At 64.2% G+C, this 14,945-nt stretch carries 15 protein-coding genes; 3 read left to right on the top strand and 12 right to left on the bottom strand.

Annotated features, from left to right (window positions below; genetic code table 11):
- Nucleotides 1-42: 42 nt before the first annotated feature.
- The 12 genes from D3872_RS02700 to D3872_RS02645 all read right to left on the bottom strand — a co-directional run bounded on the left by D3872_RS02700 (nucleotide 43) and on the right by D3872_RS02645 (nucleotide 11,674).
- A complete protein-coding gene (locus D3872_RS02700; protein WP_119809359.1) occupies nucleotides 43-456 on the bottom strand; it encodes a type II secretion system protein M in 414 nt (137 codons plus the stop codon).
- The gene (locus D3872_RS02695) at nucleotides 453-1,079 is read right to left on the bottom strand and encodes a PilN domain-containing protein (protein WP_119809358.1); all 627 of its coding nucleotides are present in this window, start codon (nucleotides 1,077-1,079) and stop codon (nucleotides 453-455) included. The genes D3872_RS02700 and D3872_RS02695 overlap by 4 nt, the downstream gene beginning before the upstream one ends.
- Entirely contained in the window at nucleotides 1,076-1,951 is an 876-nt protein-coding gene (pilM, locus tag D3872_RS02690; protein WP_307719393.1) for a type IV pilus biogenesis protein PilM, read from the bottom strand. The genes D3872_RS02695 and pilM overlap by 4 nt, the downstream gene beginning before the upstream one ends.
- 212 nt (nucleotides 1,952-2,163) lie before the next feature.
- Complete coding sequence (locus D3872_RS02685; protein ID WP_119809356.1) at nucleotides 2,164-5,100, bottom strand: DUF6701 domain-containing protein; 2,937 nt, start codon at nucleotides 5,098-5,100, stop codon at nucleotides 2,164-2,166.
- Complete coding sequence (locus D3872_RS02680) at nucleotides 5,100-5,570, bottom strand: pilus assembly PilX family protein (RefSeq protein ID WP_119809355.1); 471 nt, start codon at nucleotides 5,568-5,570, stop codon at nucleotides 5,100-5,102. The genes D3872_RS02685 and D3872_RS02680 overlap by 1 nt, the downstream gene beginning before the upstream one ends.
- Nucleotides 5,567-6,421 carry a prepilin-type N-terminal cleavage/methylation domain-containing protein gene (locus D3872_RS02675; RefSeq protein WP_119809354.1) on the bottom strand — a complete coding sequence of 285 codons (855 nt, stop codon included), beginning with the start codon at nucleotides 6,419-6,421 and terminating at the stop codon, nucleotides 5,567-5,569. The genes D3872_RS02680 and D3872_RS02675 overlap by 4 nt, the downstream gene beginning before the upstream one ends.
- On the bottom strand, nucleotides 6,418-7,002 hold the full coding sequence (locus D3872_RS02670) for a prepilin-type N-terminal cleavage/methylation domain-containing protein (protein WP_119809353.1): 585 nt from the start codon (nucleotides 7,000-7,002) through the stop codon (nucleotides 6,418-6,420). The genes D3872_RS02675 and D3872_RS02670 overlap by 4 nt, the downstream gene beginning before the upstream one ends.
- Nucleotides 6,992-7,567, bottom strand: a complete 576-nt coding sequence (locus tag D3872_RS02665) for a pilus assembly FimT family protein (RefSeq protein ID WP_119809352.1) — start codon at nucleotides 7,565-7,567, stop codon at nucleotides 6,992-6,994. Before D3872_RS02665 ends, D3872_RS02670 begins: the two co-directional genes overlap by 11 nt.
- 46 nt (nucleotides 7,568-7,613) lie before the next feature.
- On the bottom strand, nucleotides 7,614-8,144 hold the full coding sequence (locus D3872_RS26925; RefSeq protein ID WP_119809351.1) for a type II secretion system protein: 531 nt from the start codon (nucleotides 8,142-8,144) through the stop codon (nucleotides 7,614-7,616).
- A gap of 53 nt (nucleotides 8,145-8,197) precedes the next feature.
- Nucleotides 8,198-8,737, bottom strand: a complete 540-nt coding sequence (locus D3872_RS02655; protein WP_119809350.1) for a hypothetical protein — start codon at nucleotides 8,735-8,737, stop codon at nucleotides 8,198-8,200.
- The gene (locus D3872_RS02650) at nucleotides 8,734-9,969 is read right to left on the bottom strand and encodes a type II secretion system F family protein (protein ID WP_119809349.1); all 1,236 of its coding nucleotides are present in this window, start codon (nucleotides 9,967-9,969) and stop codon (nucleotides 8,734-8,736) included. The genes D3872_RS02655 and D3872_RS02650 overlap by 4 nt, the downstream gene beginning before the upstream one ends.
- Before the next feature lies 1 nt (nucleotide 9,970).
- Nucleotides 9,971-11,674 (bottom strand): GspE/PulE family protein, encoded by a 1,704-nt coding sequence (locus D3872_RS02645; protein ID WP_119809348.1) that lies wholly within the window; start codon nucleotides 11,672-11,674, stop codon nucleotides 9,971-9,973.
- Between the two features lie 168 nt (nucleotides 11,675-11,842).
- Between D3872_RS02645 and D3872_RS02640 the strand changes: the two genes are divergently transcribed.
- From D3872_RS02640 to D3872_RS02630, 3 genes are all read left to right on the top strand, one after another.
- The gene (locus D3872_RS02640) at nucleotides 11,843-12,547 is read left to right on the top strand and encodes a histidine phosphatase family protein (RefSeq protein ID WP_119809347.1); all 705 of its coding nucleotides are present in this window, start codon (nucleotides 11,843-11,845) and stop codon (nucleotides 12,545-12,547) included.
- Nucleotides 12,548-12,621: 74 nt separating this feature from the next.
- On the top strand, nucleotides 12,622-13,722 hold the full coding sequence (locus D3872_RS02635; protein WP_119809346.1) for a phosphotransferase: 1,101 nt from the start codon (nucleotides 12,622-12,624) through the stop codon (nucleotides 13,720-13,722).
- Nucleotides 13,723-13,724: 2 nt separating this feature from the next.
- Nucleotides 13,725-14,945 (top strand): acyl-CoA dehydrogenase family protein, encoded by a 1,221-nt coding sequence (locus D3872_RS02630; protein ID WP_119809345.1) that lies wholly within the window; start codon nucleotides 13,725-13,727, stop codon nucleotides 14,943-14,945.

The raw sequence follows: 14,945 nt of genomic DNA, 5'->3' as shown, positions 1-14,945 counted from the left end.
CTGGCGCCGCGACCGGATTGTAGCTGGTCTCGCTGACCGGGCTTACCGGCAGGGTCCGCATCGACACCAGCGACAGCTTCCCGTTCGCCGCAAGAATGGTTTCAAGCATCGGTGCCACCCGTTCCGGGGCCACCAGCCCTTGCTCCAGCGCGCGCAGTTCGTTGCCGAGCGTGTCGATGTCGCCTTGATCCTGGCCAGCCGCTCGCGGTTGGCTGCGTCCGGGTCGGCCGCGAAGCCCTGTACCTTGGCGGTGATCTCGGCGTCGATGCCGCCGATGTTGTTGCGCGCCTGGTCGAGCTGCATGCGCAGCGTTTTCTGGCGGTCGAACAGCGGTCCCAGCATGATCGACCAGACCACGAACAGGATGGCGGCAGCCGCGGCGGCGAAAACCATCGCGCGTTCGCGCAAGCTGAGCGCGTCGATGCGGGCGGCCAGCGCCGTCAGGTATTGCTTCATTTCGCGTCCTCCGGCAACACCGACTCAAGCCGGAATTCGACGAAAGGCGCCGACACCGGCTTGCCGTCCAGCCCCTTCAGCTGGTTCTGATTGATCTGCAGGCTGGCGAAGGTCTTGCCCTGCATGACAGGCTCGCGCGTGAGGCGCGTGATGTAGCCGGGCACCATGGTGCTGTCGAGCGCGCGGCCACGGATGCCGATGTCGCTGCCCGCCACGCTGACGCCGGTCAGCCAAAGGCCGTCCATGTTCTGGCGCGCCAGCGCCTTGAAGTATTCCGAATAGCCTGCCGCGTTGCCCAGTTCGCCGCGCGCCATTACGCCCGATACCGAGCGCAGCGCCTTGAGCTGCGCTTCGGTCTGCACGATCTCGTCCTGCAGCGCCTTGCCCGGCGCGCGCGGCGCGAACTCGGCGTTGACCATCGCCTGGCGTGCCTGCTTCTGTTCCAGCTGGACGCCGACGGCCTTGGCCTCGCGCTCGAGCGCGTTGACGTGCTGGCGCCCATAGGCCACCAGCGCCAGCGCGCCCACCATCAACACGACCAGCGCACGCGCCATGGCGATGCTGCTGAAGACCTTTTTCTGCTTCAGGAAGACCGGGTTGAAGAGGTTGATTTGCTGGCTCAAAGCCGCGTCTCCTCATGGCGCAACGCGGCGCCGATGGTAAAGAAGAAGCGCTGCTGCTGGGCCGGGGCTGCCAGCCCGGACACCCGCGAGAGGTCGATCGCCGAACCCAGGTCCATCGTTTCGACGCGGGTGTACAGGTTGCTCGACAGGTATTCATCGAGGCCGGTGGCGCCGGTCGGGGCCAGCACCAGTTTCGACACGCTGATGAAGTGGAACTGGCGGTCGAAGTGGTCGAGCGAACGCTGCAGCTCGAGCGTGATCTTGTCGAAGCTGGCGTGTTTGCGGTCGTGGTCGGACTCGAGCAGCTGTTCGAGCGTCACGTCGATGCGGCGCGACAGGTAGAGTTCGCCCTTGAAGGTCACGGTCAACAGGCCGCCGTCGGCGCCGAAGGACAGCATGGCCAGGCCGCGCCCTTCCGGTTCCATCAGGGCCGAGATGTTCCGCTGCGCCATTTCGGGAATGTCGATTACCAACAGTCCGACCTTGGCGGCCGCAAACAGGTTCTGGCGTTTCTCGATCACGCTGTTGCGCGCGGCGACGGCGAACATGCCGTGGCTGGAGCGCACCGCCGGATTCTGATCGACCGGGATGTCGAGCACGTCGATGGTGGCATCATCGATGTGGAAGTCGATCATGTCCTTCAGGCGCCAGCGCACCGCGGTCTTCAGTTCCTCTTGCGGAACGTTGGGCGCTTCGACTGCCAGCAGCTGGTATTCACCGCCGGCCAGGATGGTGGTCACGTGATACTGCGAGGCGCGCAGCTCGCGGCCGGCCTTTTCCAGCAGTTCCGCGCCCGGCTGGCCGGACATGAAAACACAGAAGTCGAGTACCGGTTTCTCGCCCTCGCCGCGTGTGACGCTGGCGGCGGCCATCCCATCGCCGTGTAAAGAAAACGACAACCAGGCTTCAGTTTTCTTCGCTTTTCTAAAAAAACGCATGCAGGCTTCGGGAGAGGTTAGGCGACTTGTCAAGATCGCGCGATAGACGCTTGATTATATTCAAGTTGCATGGAGTATTGATACTAATTTTACAATGGGGAAACAAATATTCTTTTTAAAGCCCGTCCAAGTCCAGGCTCACGCCGTCAATAGGATTCGCGCAGGTAGATCAGCGGGCTCTTTCGGACCCCGAACCTGAAGCGGCCCTTGGTGCTTGGAAGCCATTTTTCGTGATCGAGCAACAAGTCGTAGGTCCCCACCACAGGCAGCGCCAGCCGCAATGTGAAGCCGGTCACGCCGGCCGCGAGCGTGCGCTCCGATGCCGGCTGCAGGCTGATAACGTTGTTGGGCACGGCCTGCCCCTGCAGGTTTGTAAACGCCGCCTTGGCCGGGTCGACCTTGCTCTTGCCGTCGGTGCCGGTCACGACCCAGGTCTTGTTGGCCGACCAGTACTGCGCGGCCAGCGTCAGCGGCAGTCCCAGGCGTTCGGACCCGTGGCCATTGGGTACCAGCAGCCGGCCGCTGACAATGCGCAGGCCCTCTTCTTCCGGTCCCGGGTCATGTTTCGACGTCACCCCGTCCCCGCCAGTGCCTTCTGCGGCGCGCAGGAAGGCCGACGCCGCGGTCGACGGCGCAGCGTACGGCGCGCTATGGACGAATTTATTTTGCAGCTTGTACGACACCGTGACGGTGGCGGCGCCCGCCGCGAAATCGGCAGCCTTGAGCAGCGGTGCCGTGAGCGTGGCGCCGGAATTCGCAGCGGTCCCGCCTGCGGCGCTCCATGCCGTCAACGCGGTATCCCGGGCATAGGTGCCGGCGTAATTCCGGGTAACGCTGTGCGAGGCGCTGTGCGCGGTGACCGTGACGCCGAAGCCTTGTTCGGAATAGGCCGCGCCCTTCTCGACGCTGCCGCTGCAACCCATCTTCGGCGCGCATTCCATTGGCGCCGTCACCGCCGTGCTGAAATGGTGGGGAATGAAGCGCCCCACCTGCAAGGTGTTGAAGGACGTCGGCATGCCGTTGTCGAGGTAGGTGGCCGTGTTGTTCTTGTTCTTGATGCCGGGAGTCGCCTTGATGACGCCAACCTCGCTCCAGTTAAAGCTGCCGCTCGACGCGCCCGCGTCGATGTCGTCGAAGCTGCCGGCGAGCGCCGGCTCGGCGGCCATGGCGCTGTCCGCCTTGACGACGCCCGGCACCGCAAAACTTTCAGGCTCGATCTCCCTGCCAAAATTCGGCGTGGCCTTCTGGGCGCTGCCGACCTTTTTGGCAAACGCTGTCGCCGTCATCGGGAAGTTCTCGCCCGCCTTGATCAGCGCCGCCGCACTTTCGGACAAGGTGATTTCGTAGGGATAGACGACGAATGGCACGCCGGTCGCCACGTTACCGGTTGCGGTCGCCTGCATGTACAGCTGGACCTTGCCCACATCTTCGTAGTTGAAGGTCGCCGCGACCGAGGCCTCGCCCTTGGCAACGGTAAGGGTCCTGGCAGCAGACCAGGCGGTGGGAGCCGCACCGCCTTCAGCGCACAGCGGCAAAGCCACACCCGCGTAGACTGCCTGGACGCCCGCGTGCTGCGTGGGGTTCAGGCAGCTCAGAGCGAATTTCAGGGCCACGTCGGTCGCGCTGCCGTTGCTCAGCCTGGTTGGTACGCCGCCGGACATGAAGGTGATATGGATCGTCCGGTCTTCGCCGGCGGCCACCGGAGTCGGCGCGGTGGTGCAAGGCTGGTCGGCTGCGCCGAACGCCGCGCCGGATTTGCAGGCCTTATCGGTAAACACGAAGGACTGGGCGACGGTGCCGGTCGCGCTCGCGGAATTGTTGCCCGAAACGTGGTCGAAAAGCTTGCCCGACACCGTCGCGTTATTGGTCAGTACTCCAGACCCGGTCACCCTGGCGGTCAGGGTCAGGTCGGGCAACGAGGCGCCGCTGGCCACCGACCGTGCATTGGAACACGTGACCGTCTGTCCGGATGCGGTGCAGGACCACCCGGTCCCGGAACCGGACACATAGCTCAGACCGTCCGGCAAGGTATCGGTAATCGTCGGACCGGTCTCGGTGCTGGGGCCAAAGTTCTTGACCGATAGCGTGAAACGGACGTCCTGGCCGGTGATCATCTCGTCCACCCGTGTCATGGACAGGCCAAGGTCGGCGGCCGGCACGTTCGGGAGCGCGATGATTTCTGCGCTCAGGAGCACCAGGTCCTGCCCGGATTCATAGCGCGTACTGGCGGTGGTTTCGCCCGACTGGATGATCGGGCTGGCGATGTTGTAGGCGTCGAAGTCGATGCCGTAGGAGGCGTTGTCGCCATTGATATTGCTCTTCGAGTTGAACTGGTTGCCTGCCGGGTTGCTGTTGTCCGTCATCGCCGAGCCATTGAACCGCAGGTTCTCGCCTTCCTGCTGGAGCGCCGCGTCGCCTTCCCAGGTAATGTGCGACACGCGCCCGGTGACGTTGCCCATCGGGCTAGGGATCTTGAAGTTGCTGAGGTTGAGCGTGATGCCCGTGTAGCGCATGAACTGGAAACCTTCGTACATGTTGAGCACGCGGTACGGCTGGCTGCTGTCCGAATAGATCACCAGCAGCGCGAAGCCGCCCGTAACGCCCTCGACCGCGCAGTAAGGCGAGCCGTTGCTGACAGTCAGGCCCTTGAAAGTGTAGGTGCCGTTGCGCTTGCTCTTGACCTGGGTGGTCACGTCCGCCGCGCCGGAAAAGTAGTTGAAGTCGTTGCCGATCGTGGTCGAATAATAGCGCCTGTCGCTGGCGGCAGCGACAGTGGCGCCCTCGAAGGTGATGGTGTAGTCCGGGTTGTAGGCCGACCCGGCCCAGTACAGGTGGGCACCGATGATCGTGGCGCTGTTCGGGATGCCGGCAATGGCGGCCTTGCGATTGGCAGTCGGCCCGAACACGTCGCACAGCTTGTCGTCGTTCTTCTTGCGAATTGTCACCTGGGTGCCGACGAAGTTAACGTTCCCAGCGTAACTCTCGAACAGGCGGATCGCCGTGTCGGCGCGCGCGGCATGGCCTGCCAGCGCGAGCCACAGCAACAGCATCAGGCGGATCGAATGTTCTAACGCGGAGCGCATCAGACCTGCACCTCCAGCACACGCTGCACGTAGGCAGGCGTGTTGACGCCTTCGCCGTCGAGGCAAACGCCGTTGACCGGCTCGTTACAGGCAACCGAGCGGATCAGCCAGCGGTCGAGAAGCGTCTCGTCGCCGTCGGCGTTCTTGGGACCTCCGACCTCGGTGCAAGTCACCGTCACCGTGAAGCCGTTCAGGGAGGAGCCGGCGTCCATCGCAAACGTCGTGGTGTTGCCGCATGGGGCCCCTTGCCGGAGCCGCTTGAACAAGCCCCATTCGATGCCGGCGCGGGCGGCCTGGTAGGCGCGCGCGCCCTGCACGTCCAGAGTCGAGCTGACCTGCTGCGAGGTATAGATCGTCACCATGGCAACGCACAGGGCCGTGATCACCACCAGCAGGAAGATCGCGGTGACAAGGCCGACGCCGCGGCTGCGCCGCATCGCCGGAAAGGGAATCGGATGCTTGCGGGTCATGGTGTGTTGTCCACGTGAACCTGGTGTACCAGTTTGACGGTGCCGCCCTCCGGAACCTCCAGCTCGAGCCGGATCGTCACCAGCGCGCTGCGCCCGGCGGAGTCGCCATAGCTGAAGCTGCAGTTGCTGACGCGGCGCGTCATCACGCTGATGGTGCCGGCATTGGCCGCGGGCGCGCCGCGCACGATGCCGTAGTCCCATTGCCGGGTCATGCTGCCTGCGCCGCCGGCGGCGGCGTTGCAGCGGTAGCTTACCGGTGGGCCGACGATATGGAAGCGCGAGCCTGCCGACGGCATTGGCGGGATTTGGGTGGCGAACGGGTTGCTTTCCAACTTCAGTCGGTACTGGTGGAAATTGGTATCGTCGATCACGCTAATGGCTTCGATTTGCGCGAGGTTGGTGGACGCATAGGCATCGGCCGGCGCCACGCCCAGGTTGTTCACGACAAAAGAGTCGCCGGGCAGGATCTCCTGCTTGCCGGCCGGCCTGGGGCCGGCAAAGTCCACTTCGTCCCCGCCTGCAAGGAAATCCTTGAAGCCCGGTACCTCGTCCTCTGCCACCAGGTAGCGGCCGCCGGTCTTGGTGATGAAAAAGGAAATCGTGCTCCCATCCGCCGCGACGATGATGCTGTTCGGCAGAGCCAACCGCAGGTCGCGCGCCACCCGGCGCACGGTCAGGTCGGCCAGGTCGGTCAGTTCGGCGCGCGCCACGCTGTCCTGGTAGCCCTGCAGCGGCATGCGAATAAACAGTGCGACGATGGCGCCGAGCACGCCGATCACGACGATGACGATCACCGCTTCGATCAGCGTGAAGCCGGCCTGGCGCAAGTCCTTGACGTTGGGGGCGGTCATGGCGAAGTCGGCGCGTAGCGCGTGCGGTAGCCGTCCAGCGCCAGCGTTTCGCCGTCGTAGCTGACTTCGACGGTAATTCGCAGCACGTCGGTATCGGCGCTGGCGCCGGTGGCGCCAATGTCGTTCAGGACGGCGGGCCGTATCGTGACCTGCGCGGTATAGCCGGCAGCGTCGATCGCGTCGCCGTTGGCGTCCGTTAGCACGCCGCCGGCATTGAAGGCGGCCGTTGCCGTTCCCGCCGAGCCAACGTAATCGTTGACGTTGTCGTAGGGGCGCGGACCGGCCGGCTCGCCGCCGCTTCCCTGCCCGAAGGTTTCCGCGATGGCGCAGTCGGTGACGGCCTGCGCCTTTTCGGCCACCGGGTCGCTCGGGTCGCACCAGCTGAAGGCGGCAAGGCGCACTTCTTCCAGCAGGCTCTCGGCGATCATCAGCGCCTGCTTGCGGCGTACCGGGTCGGCGCTGGTCTTGGTGGTAAAGCTGAGCACCTGCAGCAGCCCGGCCAGGGCCACGCCGATGATCACGATGAACATGACCAGTTCGATCAGGGTCACGCCGCGCTGGCGCAGGGTCCTAGTAAACATAGCCCGTCTCTGGCTCGACCGTGATGCTGCGTGCAAGCCCGTCGCCGCCGATGTCCATCTGCAGGCGCTGGAAAGTCGAAGTGGAGCTACCCAACGCGTTGCCGCCCGCGAACGGCTTGCCCTGGGCATCGAAGTAGAAATAGTTGATTGTGCCGACGTACTGGCCGGCCGGTGCCAGGCTGTAGCTGATGCCGTTTGGCATACCTTCGCAGTACCACGCCTCGGAATTGCCGCAGGCCGCGAGCGTGGCCCCGGCGCCGCTGTTGGCGCCGGACGGCGCCACGACGCGGTTGGCCGCCGAGCAGGAATTGTCGAAGCAAAGCGCCACACTGGCGCCGTCGAGGCGGACGTACACTTCGCGGTGCTGGGCGATGGCGGCCTTCTGCCCGTAGCGCAGCATGGCGCGCGCCTGCTCGGTGAAAGCGTCGGCATCGAAACTGGTGCGGTCGAACCAGCGCGTAGCGCCGATGGCGCCCAGCACGCCGACGATCACCAGCACGGTGACCAGTTCGACCAGCGTCACGCCGCGCTGGCGCTGGACGCAACTGTGGCCGGGAACGATCATCGGAAACCGAAAATCGTTCCCGGCCCCAGGATCAGCGCGAGACGGCTTATTCGCAGGCGGTTGCAGTTGCGGTCAACGCGATGATTGGAGCCGCGGTCTTGGTGGTCGGCTCGGTGTAGCGCACGAAGCAGTTGACCGCGGCAGCGGTGCCGGCGATGCTCCTTGGAATGATCGTGATCTGGCCACCTGCGTTACCTGGTGTGGTGGTTGTGTCGGCGGTAACGGCACCCGTCAGGACGGTGTAGTCGTCGCTCAGGCCAGAAGCGTCAGCCAGGCCGGAATCGGCTTTCGGGTAGCCGTTGCCAACCGTGGTGTAGTTGATGGTCTTGCCTTCAACCATCAGGGTGGTCAGCGCGGTGCCGGTTGTGTTGACCAGGTACTTGCCCTTGGCCATTGCCGCGGTCGAGCTCAATGCGCCCTTCGCCGCCTGGAGGCTCGCCAGGCGTGCGTCACCGCCCAGGCTGGTGAACTTCGGCAGCGCGGTCGCGGCCAGGATGCCCAGGATAACGATAACGACGATCAGTTCGATCAGGGTAAAACCGGCTTGTGCGCTATTGGCCGTGATGCTTCTGTTCATTCAAATTTCTCCAAACATGGATTGTGGTTTTTTATAGAACGCCTTGGGTCCCGCTATTTTCCGGCGCCGTGATCGTATGCTTCATCCAGTACAACACCTTCGATCACGGAAGGTGGTCCAAATTGCTTGCCTGACTGCAAGCTAAAGTTCGAGGATTTTACCTTAAACCTGAGCAGGTTCAGACGGCCGTCCGACAAACTTTTTCCGCCACTTGATATATAAACCAATGATTTATCGGCAAGGTCGAAGTACCAATTTCCCGCCGGAAGTGTGTTTCCCTGCGGAGAGTAGTATTCTCCAAGGTAATTCAATGGTGGGTTGGCAAGCCAGGTCATTGGATTTTCATCAATAACGCGGCGCAATAAGTGTTCTTTTCTCGCAACAACTAGTTGCGCATTCCTGACACTCAGCGCCATCCGCAGGGTTCCGACCAGCTGCCGCACCGCAACAAGCTCGGCCTCCTGCTGGTAAATCTGCAAACGTTTGAGCAAGATACCAAGTAGCAGCGCGACAACAATCGCCGCAATCGCCGCCTCGAACAACGTGAAACCGCCGATGCGACGGCGCCTTGCTGCCGGCGGCGCTATCCTCACCGCTTCATCGCCGCGCTGCCCAGGTCCCAGATCGGCAGGAAGATGCCCAGCGCCAGTACCAGAACCATGATCCCCAGGAAGGTGATCAGGATAGGTTCGATCTGGACCGACAGGGTCTTGAGCTCGTAGTCAACCTCGCGTTCGTACAACTGCGCGATCTCGTCCATCAGGTCGTCCAGCGAGCCCGATTCCTCGCCCACCGCGATCATCTGCAGCACCATCGGCGTGAACACCCCGGCCGTGACCGAGGTGCGCAAGATGGTTTCGCCGCGTTCGACGCCGTCGCGCATCTGCTCGATGCGGGCCGACAGGTAGGCGTTGTCCACGGTCTGCGCCACCACCGTCAGCGCGTGCACGATCGGCACCCCACTCTTGGACGACAGCGCGAAGCTGCGCGCAAAGCGGGCCATGGTGCCCTTCATGATAATCTTGCCTGCGATCGGGATCTGCAGCTTGCGCTTGTCCCACGCATAGCGGCCGGCCGGGGTGGCGACCCAGGCGCGCACGCCCGCCGCGACCCCGGCCAACATCACCGCCAGCAGCAGCCAGTAGTCGACCATGAAGCGCGAGCTGGCCATCAGGATCCGCGTCATCAGCGGCAGTTCGGCGTGCATGGTTGCGAACACCTTGGCGAACTGCGGGATGACGAACACGTTCACCACCACCATCGCGATCACCATCGCAATCACCACGAAGGTCGGGTAGCGCACCGCGCTCTTGACCCGGTTGCGCATATCGCGGTCGAATTCGAGGTGGTCGAACAGGCGCAGGAACACTTCCTCCAGGCGCCCGGTCATCTCCCCTACTTTCACCATCGACAGGTAGAAATTGTTGAACACGTCGGGATGGCGGCGCATCGCGGCCGACAGCTCGCGGCCCGAGTCGAGCGACTCGCGCAGGTCCTTGACGACCCGTCCGAACGCCTTGTTGGTGGCCGATTCCTGCAGGCCGGCCAGCCCGCGCATGATCGGCACCCCCGACTTGAGCAGCGTGTACAGCTGGCGGCTGAACAGCTGGACGTCGATCGAGCCGACCTTCTTCTCCGTCAGCCGCTCCCACAGGCCCAGGCCATTGCCGGCAGCGGCGGCGGACTTGTTGGTCAGCGTGATCTGGATCGGCGTGACGCCGGTGCCGAACAGCTGGTCGGCCACCGCCCCGCTGTCGGCGCCTTCGAGCACCCCTTCCATCAGTTCGCCGCGCGCGTTGCGGCCCTTGTAGGCGAAGAACGGCACGTCAATCGTCCAACTGACTACTGATCCGCATCGCTTCGGACACGGTGGTGCGGCCGTGGACGGCCAGTTGCACCGCATGGCGGCGCAATGTGCTACCGCCCATTTCGGCGTACGCGGCGCGCAGGAAGTGGGCCGGATCCGGATGGTTGGCGGCGTCCACCACCGCCTGCGTCATTTCCAGCAGCTCGTATACGCCGGTACGGCCGCGGTAGCCCATGCCGTTGCAATGCGAGCAGCCCTTGCCGTGGAAGAAGCGCACCTTGTCCACGTGCTCCTTCAGCTCGTAGCGCAGCCATTCGTGTTCGGCCGGCGTCAGCTCGTAGGGCGTAGTGCAGCTTTCGCAAATCACGCGCACCAGGCGCTGCGCCAGCACCGCCTGCAGCGAGCTGCCCACCATGTAGCGCGGCACGCCCATGTCCATCAGGCGCAGCGGGGTGCTTGCGGCGTCGTTGGTGTGCAGGGTAGAGAGCACCAAGTGGCCGGTCATCGCGGCGCGCAGGCCGATCTGGGCGGTTTCCTGGTCGCGCATCTCGCCCACCAGCACGATGTCCGGGTCCTGGCGCAGCGCGGAACGCAGCACGCGCGCGAACGACAGCTCGATCTTTTCGTTCACCTGCACCTGGTTGATGCCGGGCAGGCGGTATTCGACCGGGTCCTCCACGGTGATCAGCTTCTTCTCGAGCGAATTCAGTTCGGCCAGCGCGCTGTACAGGGTGGTGGTCTTGCCGCTGCCGGTAGGCCCGGTTACCAGCACCAGCCCGTTGGGGCGCTGGACGATGGCGCGGAAGCGCTCCACCAGCTTGGGCGGCATGCCGATCGCGTCGAGGCGCAGCGTGGTGCCGCCCTGGTTCAGCAGGCGCATGACGACCGACTCGCCATACTGGGTTGGCATGGTGGAGATACGCACGTCGATCCGCTGCTGCTTGACCTTGATGGCGAAGCGGCCGTCCTGCGGCAAGCGCTTTTCGGAGATGTCGAGGTCGGACATCAGCTTCAGTCGCAGCGCCAGCGGGGTGGCGATCTTGATATCGGCCTCGGTCTGCAGGTGCAGCACGCCGTCGATGCGGAAGCGGATCTGCAGGCGCGACTCCTGCGGTTCGATGTGGATGTCGGAAGCGCGCACCTGGGTGGCGTCGTCGAACACCGACTGCAGCAGCTTGACGATCGGCGCCTCTTCCAGCCCCGGGTTGGCGGCCAGCGCGCCGAAGTCGACGAAGCTGTCGCCCAAGTCCTGCTCCAGCTCGCGCGCCGCTTCGGTGATCTCGTCGGTGCGACGGTAGATGCGGTCGATCGCGGCCAGCACTTCGGTCTCGTTGACCACGGCCAGGTCGACGTTCTGCTTGACCAGGCGCGCGATCTCGTCATACGCGAACAAGTCGGTCGGGTCGGAGATACCGACCAGCAGCGAGCCGCGGCGGTCTTCCAGCACCAGCGCGCGGAAGCGGCGCGCCTGGGTCTCGGGCAGCAGCCGCACCAGCTCGGGGTTGATGTTGTAGAACTTGAGGTTGATGTAGGGGATCGCCAGCTGCTTGGCGAGCGCGCCCGAAATCTGTTCTTCGGTGACGAAGCCGTTCTCGATGAACACGCGGCCCAGCTTGCGGCCGGTGCGTTTCTGCTCGGCCAGCGCCAAGCCCAGCTGTTCTTCGGACAACAGCTTTTGCTGTACCAGGATCTCCCCCAGCCGGACTTTTTCTGGCCTTGCCATGTACTACCCTTTTGAGTGAACGAATCGCGCGGCCATTTTAGATCAGAAAGCGCCCATATTTTTGACGTCAGGAATGATTTTGCTCCGCGGTTTGTGAAAACCCGACAGCGGCCGCCATGCCGGATTGTTATAGACTTGGCGGATTGACAGTCCATCCAAGGCCCCTTCATGCCCCACCCCGCATCGCAGCGCCGCCGCATTTTCCTGATGCGCCACGGCAGCGTCACCTACTTCGACGCCTCAGGCAAGCCGGTGCTTCCGGAAACCGTATCGCTCAATGAACTGGGACGCGAACAGGCCAGCGCCGCCGGGCAGGCCTTCGCCGCCCAGCAGATCCGCTTCGACCGCGTGATCGTGTCCGGACTGGCGCGCACGGTGGAGACGGCCAGCCGCGTGCTGATGGAAACCGGCCAGGACATCGAGCCCGAGGTGTGGCCGGAACTGGAAGAAATCCGCGGCGGGCGGCTGTCCGCGATTCCCGAGGCGCAGCTCAAAAGCGCCTTCACCGGCGTGTTCGAAGGCATGGTCAGCGAGGACCAGCGCTTCCTCGGCGGCGAATCGGTGGGCGAACTGATGGACCGGATCCATCCGGCCATCCAGCGCCTGCGCGACGACGCAGGCTGGGACACAGTGCTGCTGGTCCTGCACGGCGGCGTCAACTGCGCGATCTTGTCGCTGGCCCTGACCGGGCAGCGCATGTTCCTCGGCGGCTTGTCGCAGCAGGCGGGATGCATCAACGCCCTCGACGTCGGCGACGAGGAGTCGGACTGGGTGGTCCGCTTCGTCAATTACGCCCCGCCCTCCCCGCTGCAGGCGCAAGCGCGCAGCACCACCATGGAGCAGCTATTCGAACAGTATAAAAAGTTTCGCTGATTTTTTTGCCGACAAAAAGTACGACCGTTCTATTCATGAGCTAGAATAGGTCGACAACTTAGACAGGAGACGCGATGTTCGACGAGATGATGGGTACCAAACCGGTCTCCGAGCGGCAGAAGTTCGACGTGGATGCGCTCGACGCCTACATGCGCGGACATGTCGAAGGCTACACCGGCGGACCGCTGGCGGTGGAGCAGTTCAAGGGCGGCCAGTCGAACCCGACCTTCAAGCTAAGTTACGGCAGCCAGCAGTACGTGCTGCGCACCAAGCCCGGCCCGGCCGCCAAGCTGCTGCCATCGGCCCACGCCATCGACCGCGAATACCGCGTGATGGACGCGCTGCACAAGGCCGGCTTCCCGGCCGCCCGCCAGTACGCGCTGTGCCTGGACGAGTCGGTGATCGGCCGCGCCTTCTTCATCATGGAGTTCGTCGAAGGCCGGGTGCTGTGGGACCAGTCGCTGCCAGGCATGGCGCCGGCCGAACGCGGCGCCATCTACGACGAGATGAACCGGGTCATCGCCCAGCTGCACAGCATCGACTATGCCGCCATCGGGCTGGCCGGCTACGGCAAGCCGGGCGACTACTTCGCGCGCCAGATCGAGCGCTGGACCAGGCAGTACCTGGCCTCCGCCACAGAAACGATCCCCGAGATGGACAAGCTGATCGAGTGGCTGCCGAAGAATATCCCGCCCGGTGACGACACCGCCATCGTGCACGGCGACTTCCGCCTCGATAACCTGATCTTCCACCCGACCGAGCCGCGCATCCTCGCCGTGCTGGACTGGGAACTGTCGACGCTGGGGCACCCGGCGGCCGACTTCTCCTATCACTGCATGAGCTGGAATATCCCGCCCGGCAAATTCCGCGGCATCGCCGGACTGGACCTGCAGGCGCTCGGCATACCCAGCCAGGAAGAGTACATCGCCCGCTACTGCGCGCGCACCGGCAAGAACATCCGCAAGGAAGACTTCAATTTCTACCTCGCCTACAACATGTTCCGGCTGGCCGGCATCATGCAGGGCATCATGAAGCGCTACGTGGACGGCACCGCGTCAAGCGCGCAGGCGCTGGAAAACGGCAAGGCAGCGCGGCCGATGGCGGAAATGGGCTGGCGCTACGCCCAACTGGCAGGCGGCGCACAGGACCAGGCAGCAACCACCATTCAAGGATAAACATGGACTTCGACTACTCCGAACGCTGCAAGGAACTGCAGGCGCGCCTGCTCGCCTTCATGGACGAGCATATCTACCCCAACGAGAAGGCCTGGAAGGAGGAGATCGACCGCAACGGCGCCGAAAAAGGCAACCGATGGATCCCGACCGAACTGATCGAGCAACTGAAGCCGCTGGCGCGCGAACAGGGCTTGTGGAACCTGTTCCTGCCGAAGTCGCCGCGCGCGCCGGAGGGCCTGTCCAACCTCGACTACGCGCCGCTGTGCGAGATCATGGGCCGGGTCGGCTGGGCGCCGGAGGTATTCAACAGCTCCGCGCCGGACACCGGCAACATGGAGACGCTGGAGCGCTACGCCAGCGAAGACCAGAAGCGCGAATGGCTCGAGCCGCTGCTGCGCGGCGAAATCCGCTCGGCATTCGCGATGACCGAGCCCGGCGTGGCCTCATCGGATGCGACCAACATCGAGACCCGCATCGAGCGCGATGGCGACCACTACGTCATCAACGGCCACAAGTGGTGGATTTCAGGCGCGGGCGACCCGCGCTGCAAGATCTTCATCGTGATGGGTAAGACCGATCCGACGGCGGCGCGCCATGCGCAGCAGTCGATGATCCTGGTGGCAGCGGACACGCCGGGCATCACGATCAAGCGCCCGCTTCCCGTGTTCGGCTACGACGACGCGCCGCATGGGCACTGCGAGATCCTGTTCGAAAACGTGCGGGTGCCGGCGGCGAACATGCTGCTGGGTGAAGGACGCGGCTTCGAGATCGCCCAGGGCCGGCTGGGGCCCGGGCGCATCCACCACTGCATGCGCGCGATCGGCGTGGCTGAGCGTGCGCTGGAGCTGATGTGCCGGCGGCTGGACAGCCGGGTCGCTTTCGGCCGCAAGATTTCGGAGCAAGGGGTGTGGCGCGAGCGGATCGCCGAGTCGCGCATCCAGATCGACATGGCGCGCTTGCTGACGCTGAAGGCGGCGTCCATGATGGACACCGTGGGGAACAAGAAGGCGCAGGCTGAGATTGCGATGATCAAGGTGGTGGCCCCGAACGTGGCACAGCAGGTATTGGACTGGGCGATCCAGGCGCATGGCGCGGCCGGGGTGTCGGACGACTTCCCGCTAGCAGCGCAGTGGGCGGGGAACCGTACTTTGAGGCTGGCCGATGGGCCGGATGAAGTGCACCGGAGTGCGGTGGCGAAACTGGAGCTGGCCAAGTACGCGTAA

It is taken from the genome of Massilia cavernae (genome assembly GCF_003590855.1).
Classification (GTDB): Bacteria; Pseudomonadota; Gammaproteobacteria; order Burkholderiales; family Burkholderiaceae_D; genus Telluria_A; species Telluria_A cavernae.
Note: the sequence above shows the minus strand (reverse complement) of the source record. Positions and strands in the feature narration are given on the sequence as shown.

Coding starts and splice junctions, on each gene's coding strand:
- D3872_RS02700 (WP_119809359.1), bottom strand. CDS start 456: ATGAAGCAATACCTGACGGCGCTGGCCGCCCGCATCGACGCGCTCAGC.
- pilM (WP_307719393.1), bottom strand. CDS start 1,951: ATGGCCGCCGCCAGCGTCACACGCGGCGAGGGCGAGAAACCGGTACTC.
- D3872_RS02685 (WP_119809356.1), bottom strand. CDS start 5,100: ATGCGCTCCGCGTTAGAACATTCGATCCGCCTGATGCTGTTGCTGTGG.
- D3872_RS02680 (WP_119809355.1), bottom strand. CDS start 5,570: ATGACCCGCAAGCATCCGATTCCCTTTCCGGCGATGCGGCGCAGCCGC.
- D3872_RS02675 (WP_119809354.1), bottom strand. CDS start 6,421: ATGACCGCCCCCAACGTCAAGGACTTGCGCCAGGCCGGCTTCACGCTG.
- D3872_RS02670 (WP_119809353.1), bottom strand. CDS start 7,002: ATGTTTACTAGGACCCTGCGCCAGCGCGGCGTGACCCTGATCGAACTG.
- D3872_RS02665 (WP_119809352.1), bottom strand. CDS start 7,567: ATGATCGTTCCCGGCCACAGTTGCGTCCAGCGCCAGCGCGGCGTGACG.
- D3872_RS26925 (WP_119809351.1), bottom strand. CDS start 8,144: ATGAACAGAAGCATCACGGCCAATAGCGCACAAGCCGGTTTTACCCTG.
- D3872_RS02645 (WP_119809348.1), bottom strand. CDS start 11,674: ATGGCAAGGCCAGAAAAAGTCCGGCTGGGGGAGATCCTGGTACAGCAA.
- D3872_RS02640 (WP_119809347.1), top strand. CDS start 11,843: ATGCCCCACCCCGCATCGCAGCGCCGCCGCATTTTCCTGATGCGCCAC.
- D3872_RS02635 (WP_119809346.1), top strand. CDS start 12,622: ATGTTCGACGAGATGATGGGTACCAAACCGGTCTCCGAGCGGCAGAAG.
- D3872_RS02630 (WP_119809345.1), top strand. CDS start 13,725: ATGGACTTCGACTACTCCGAACGCTGCAAGGAACTGCAGGCGCGCCTG.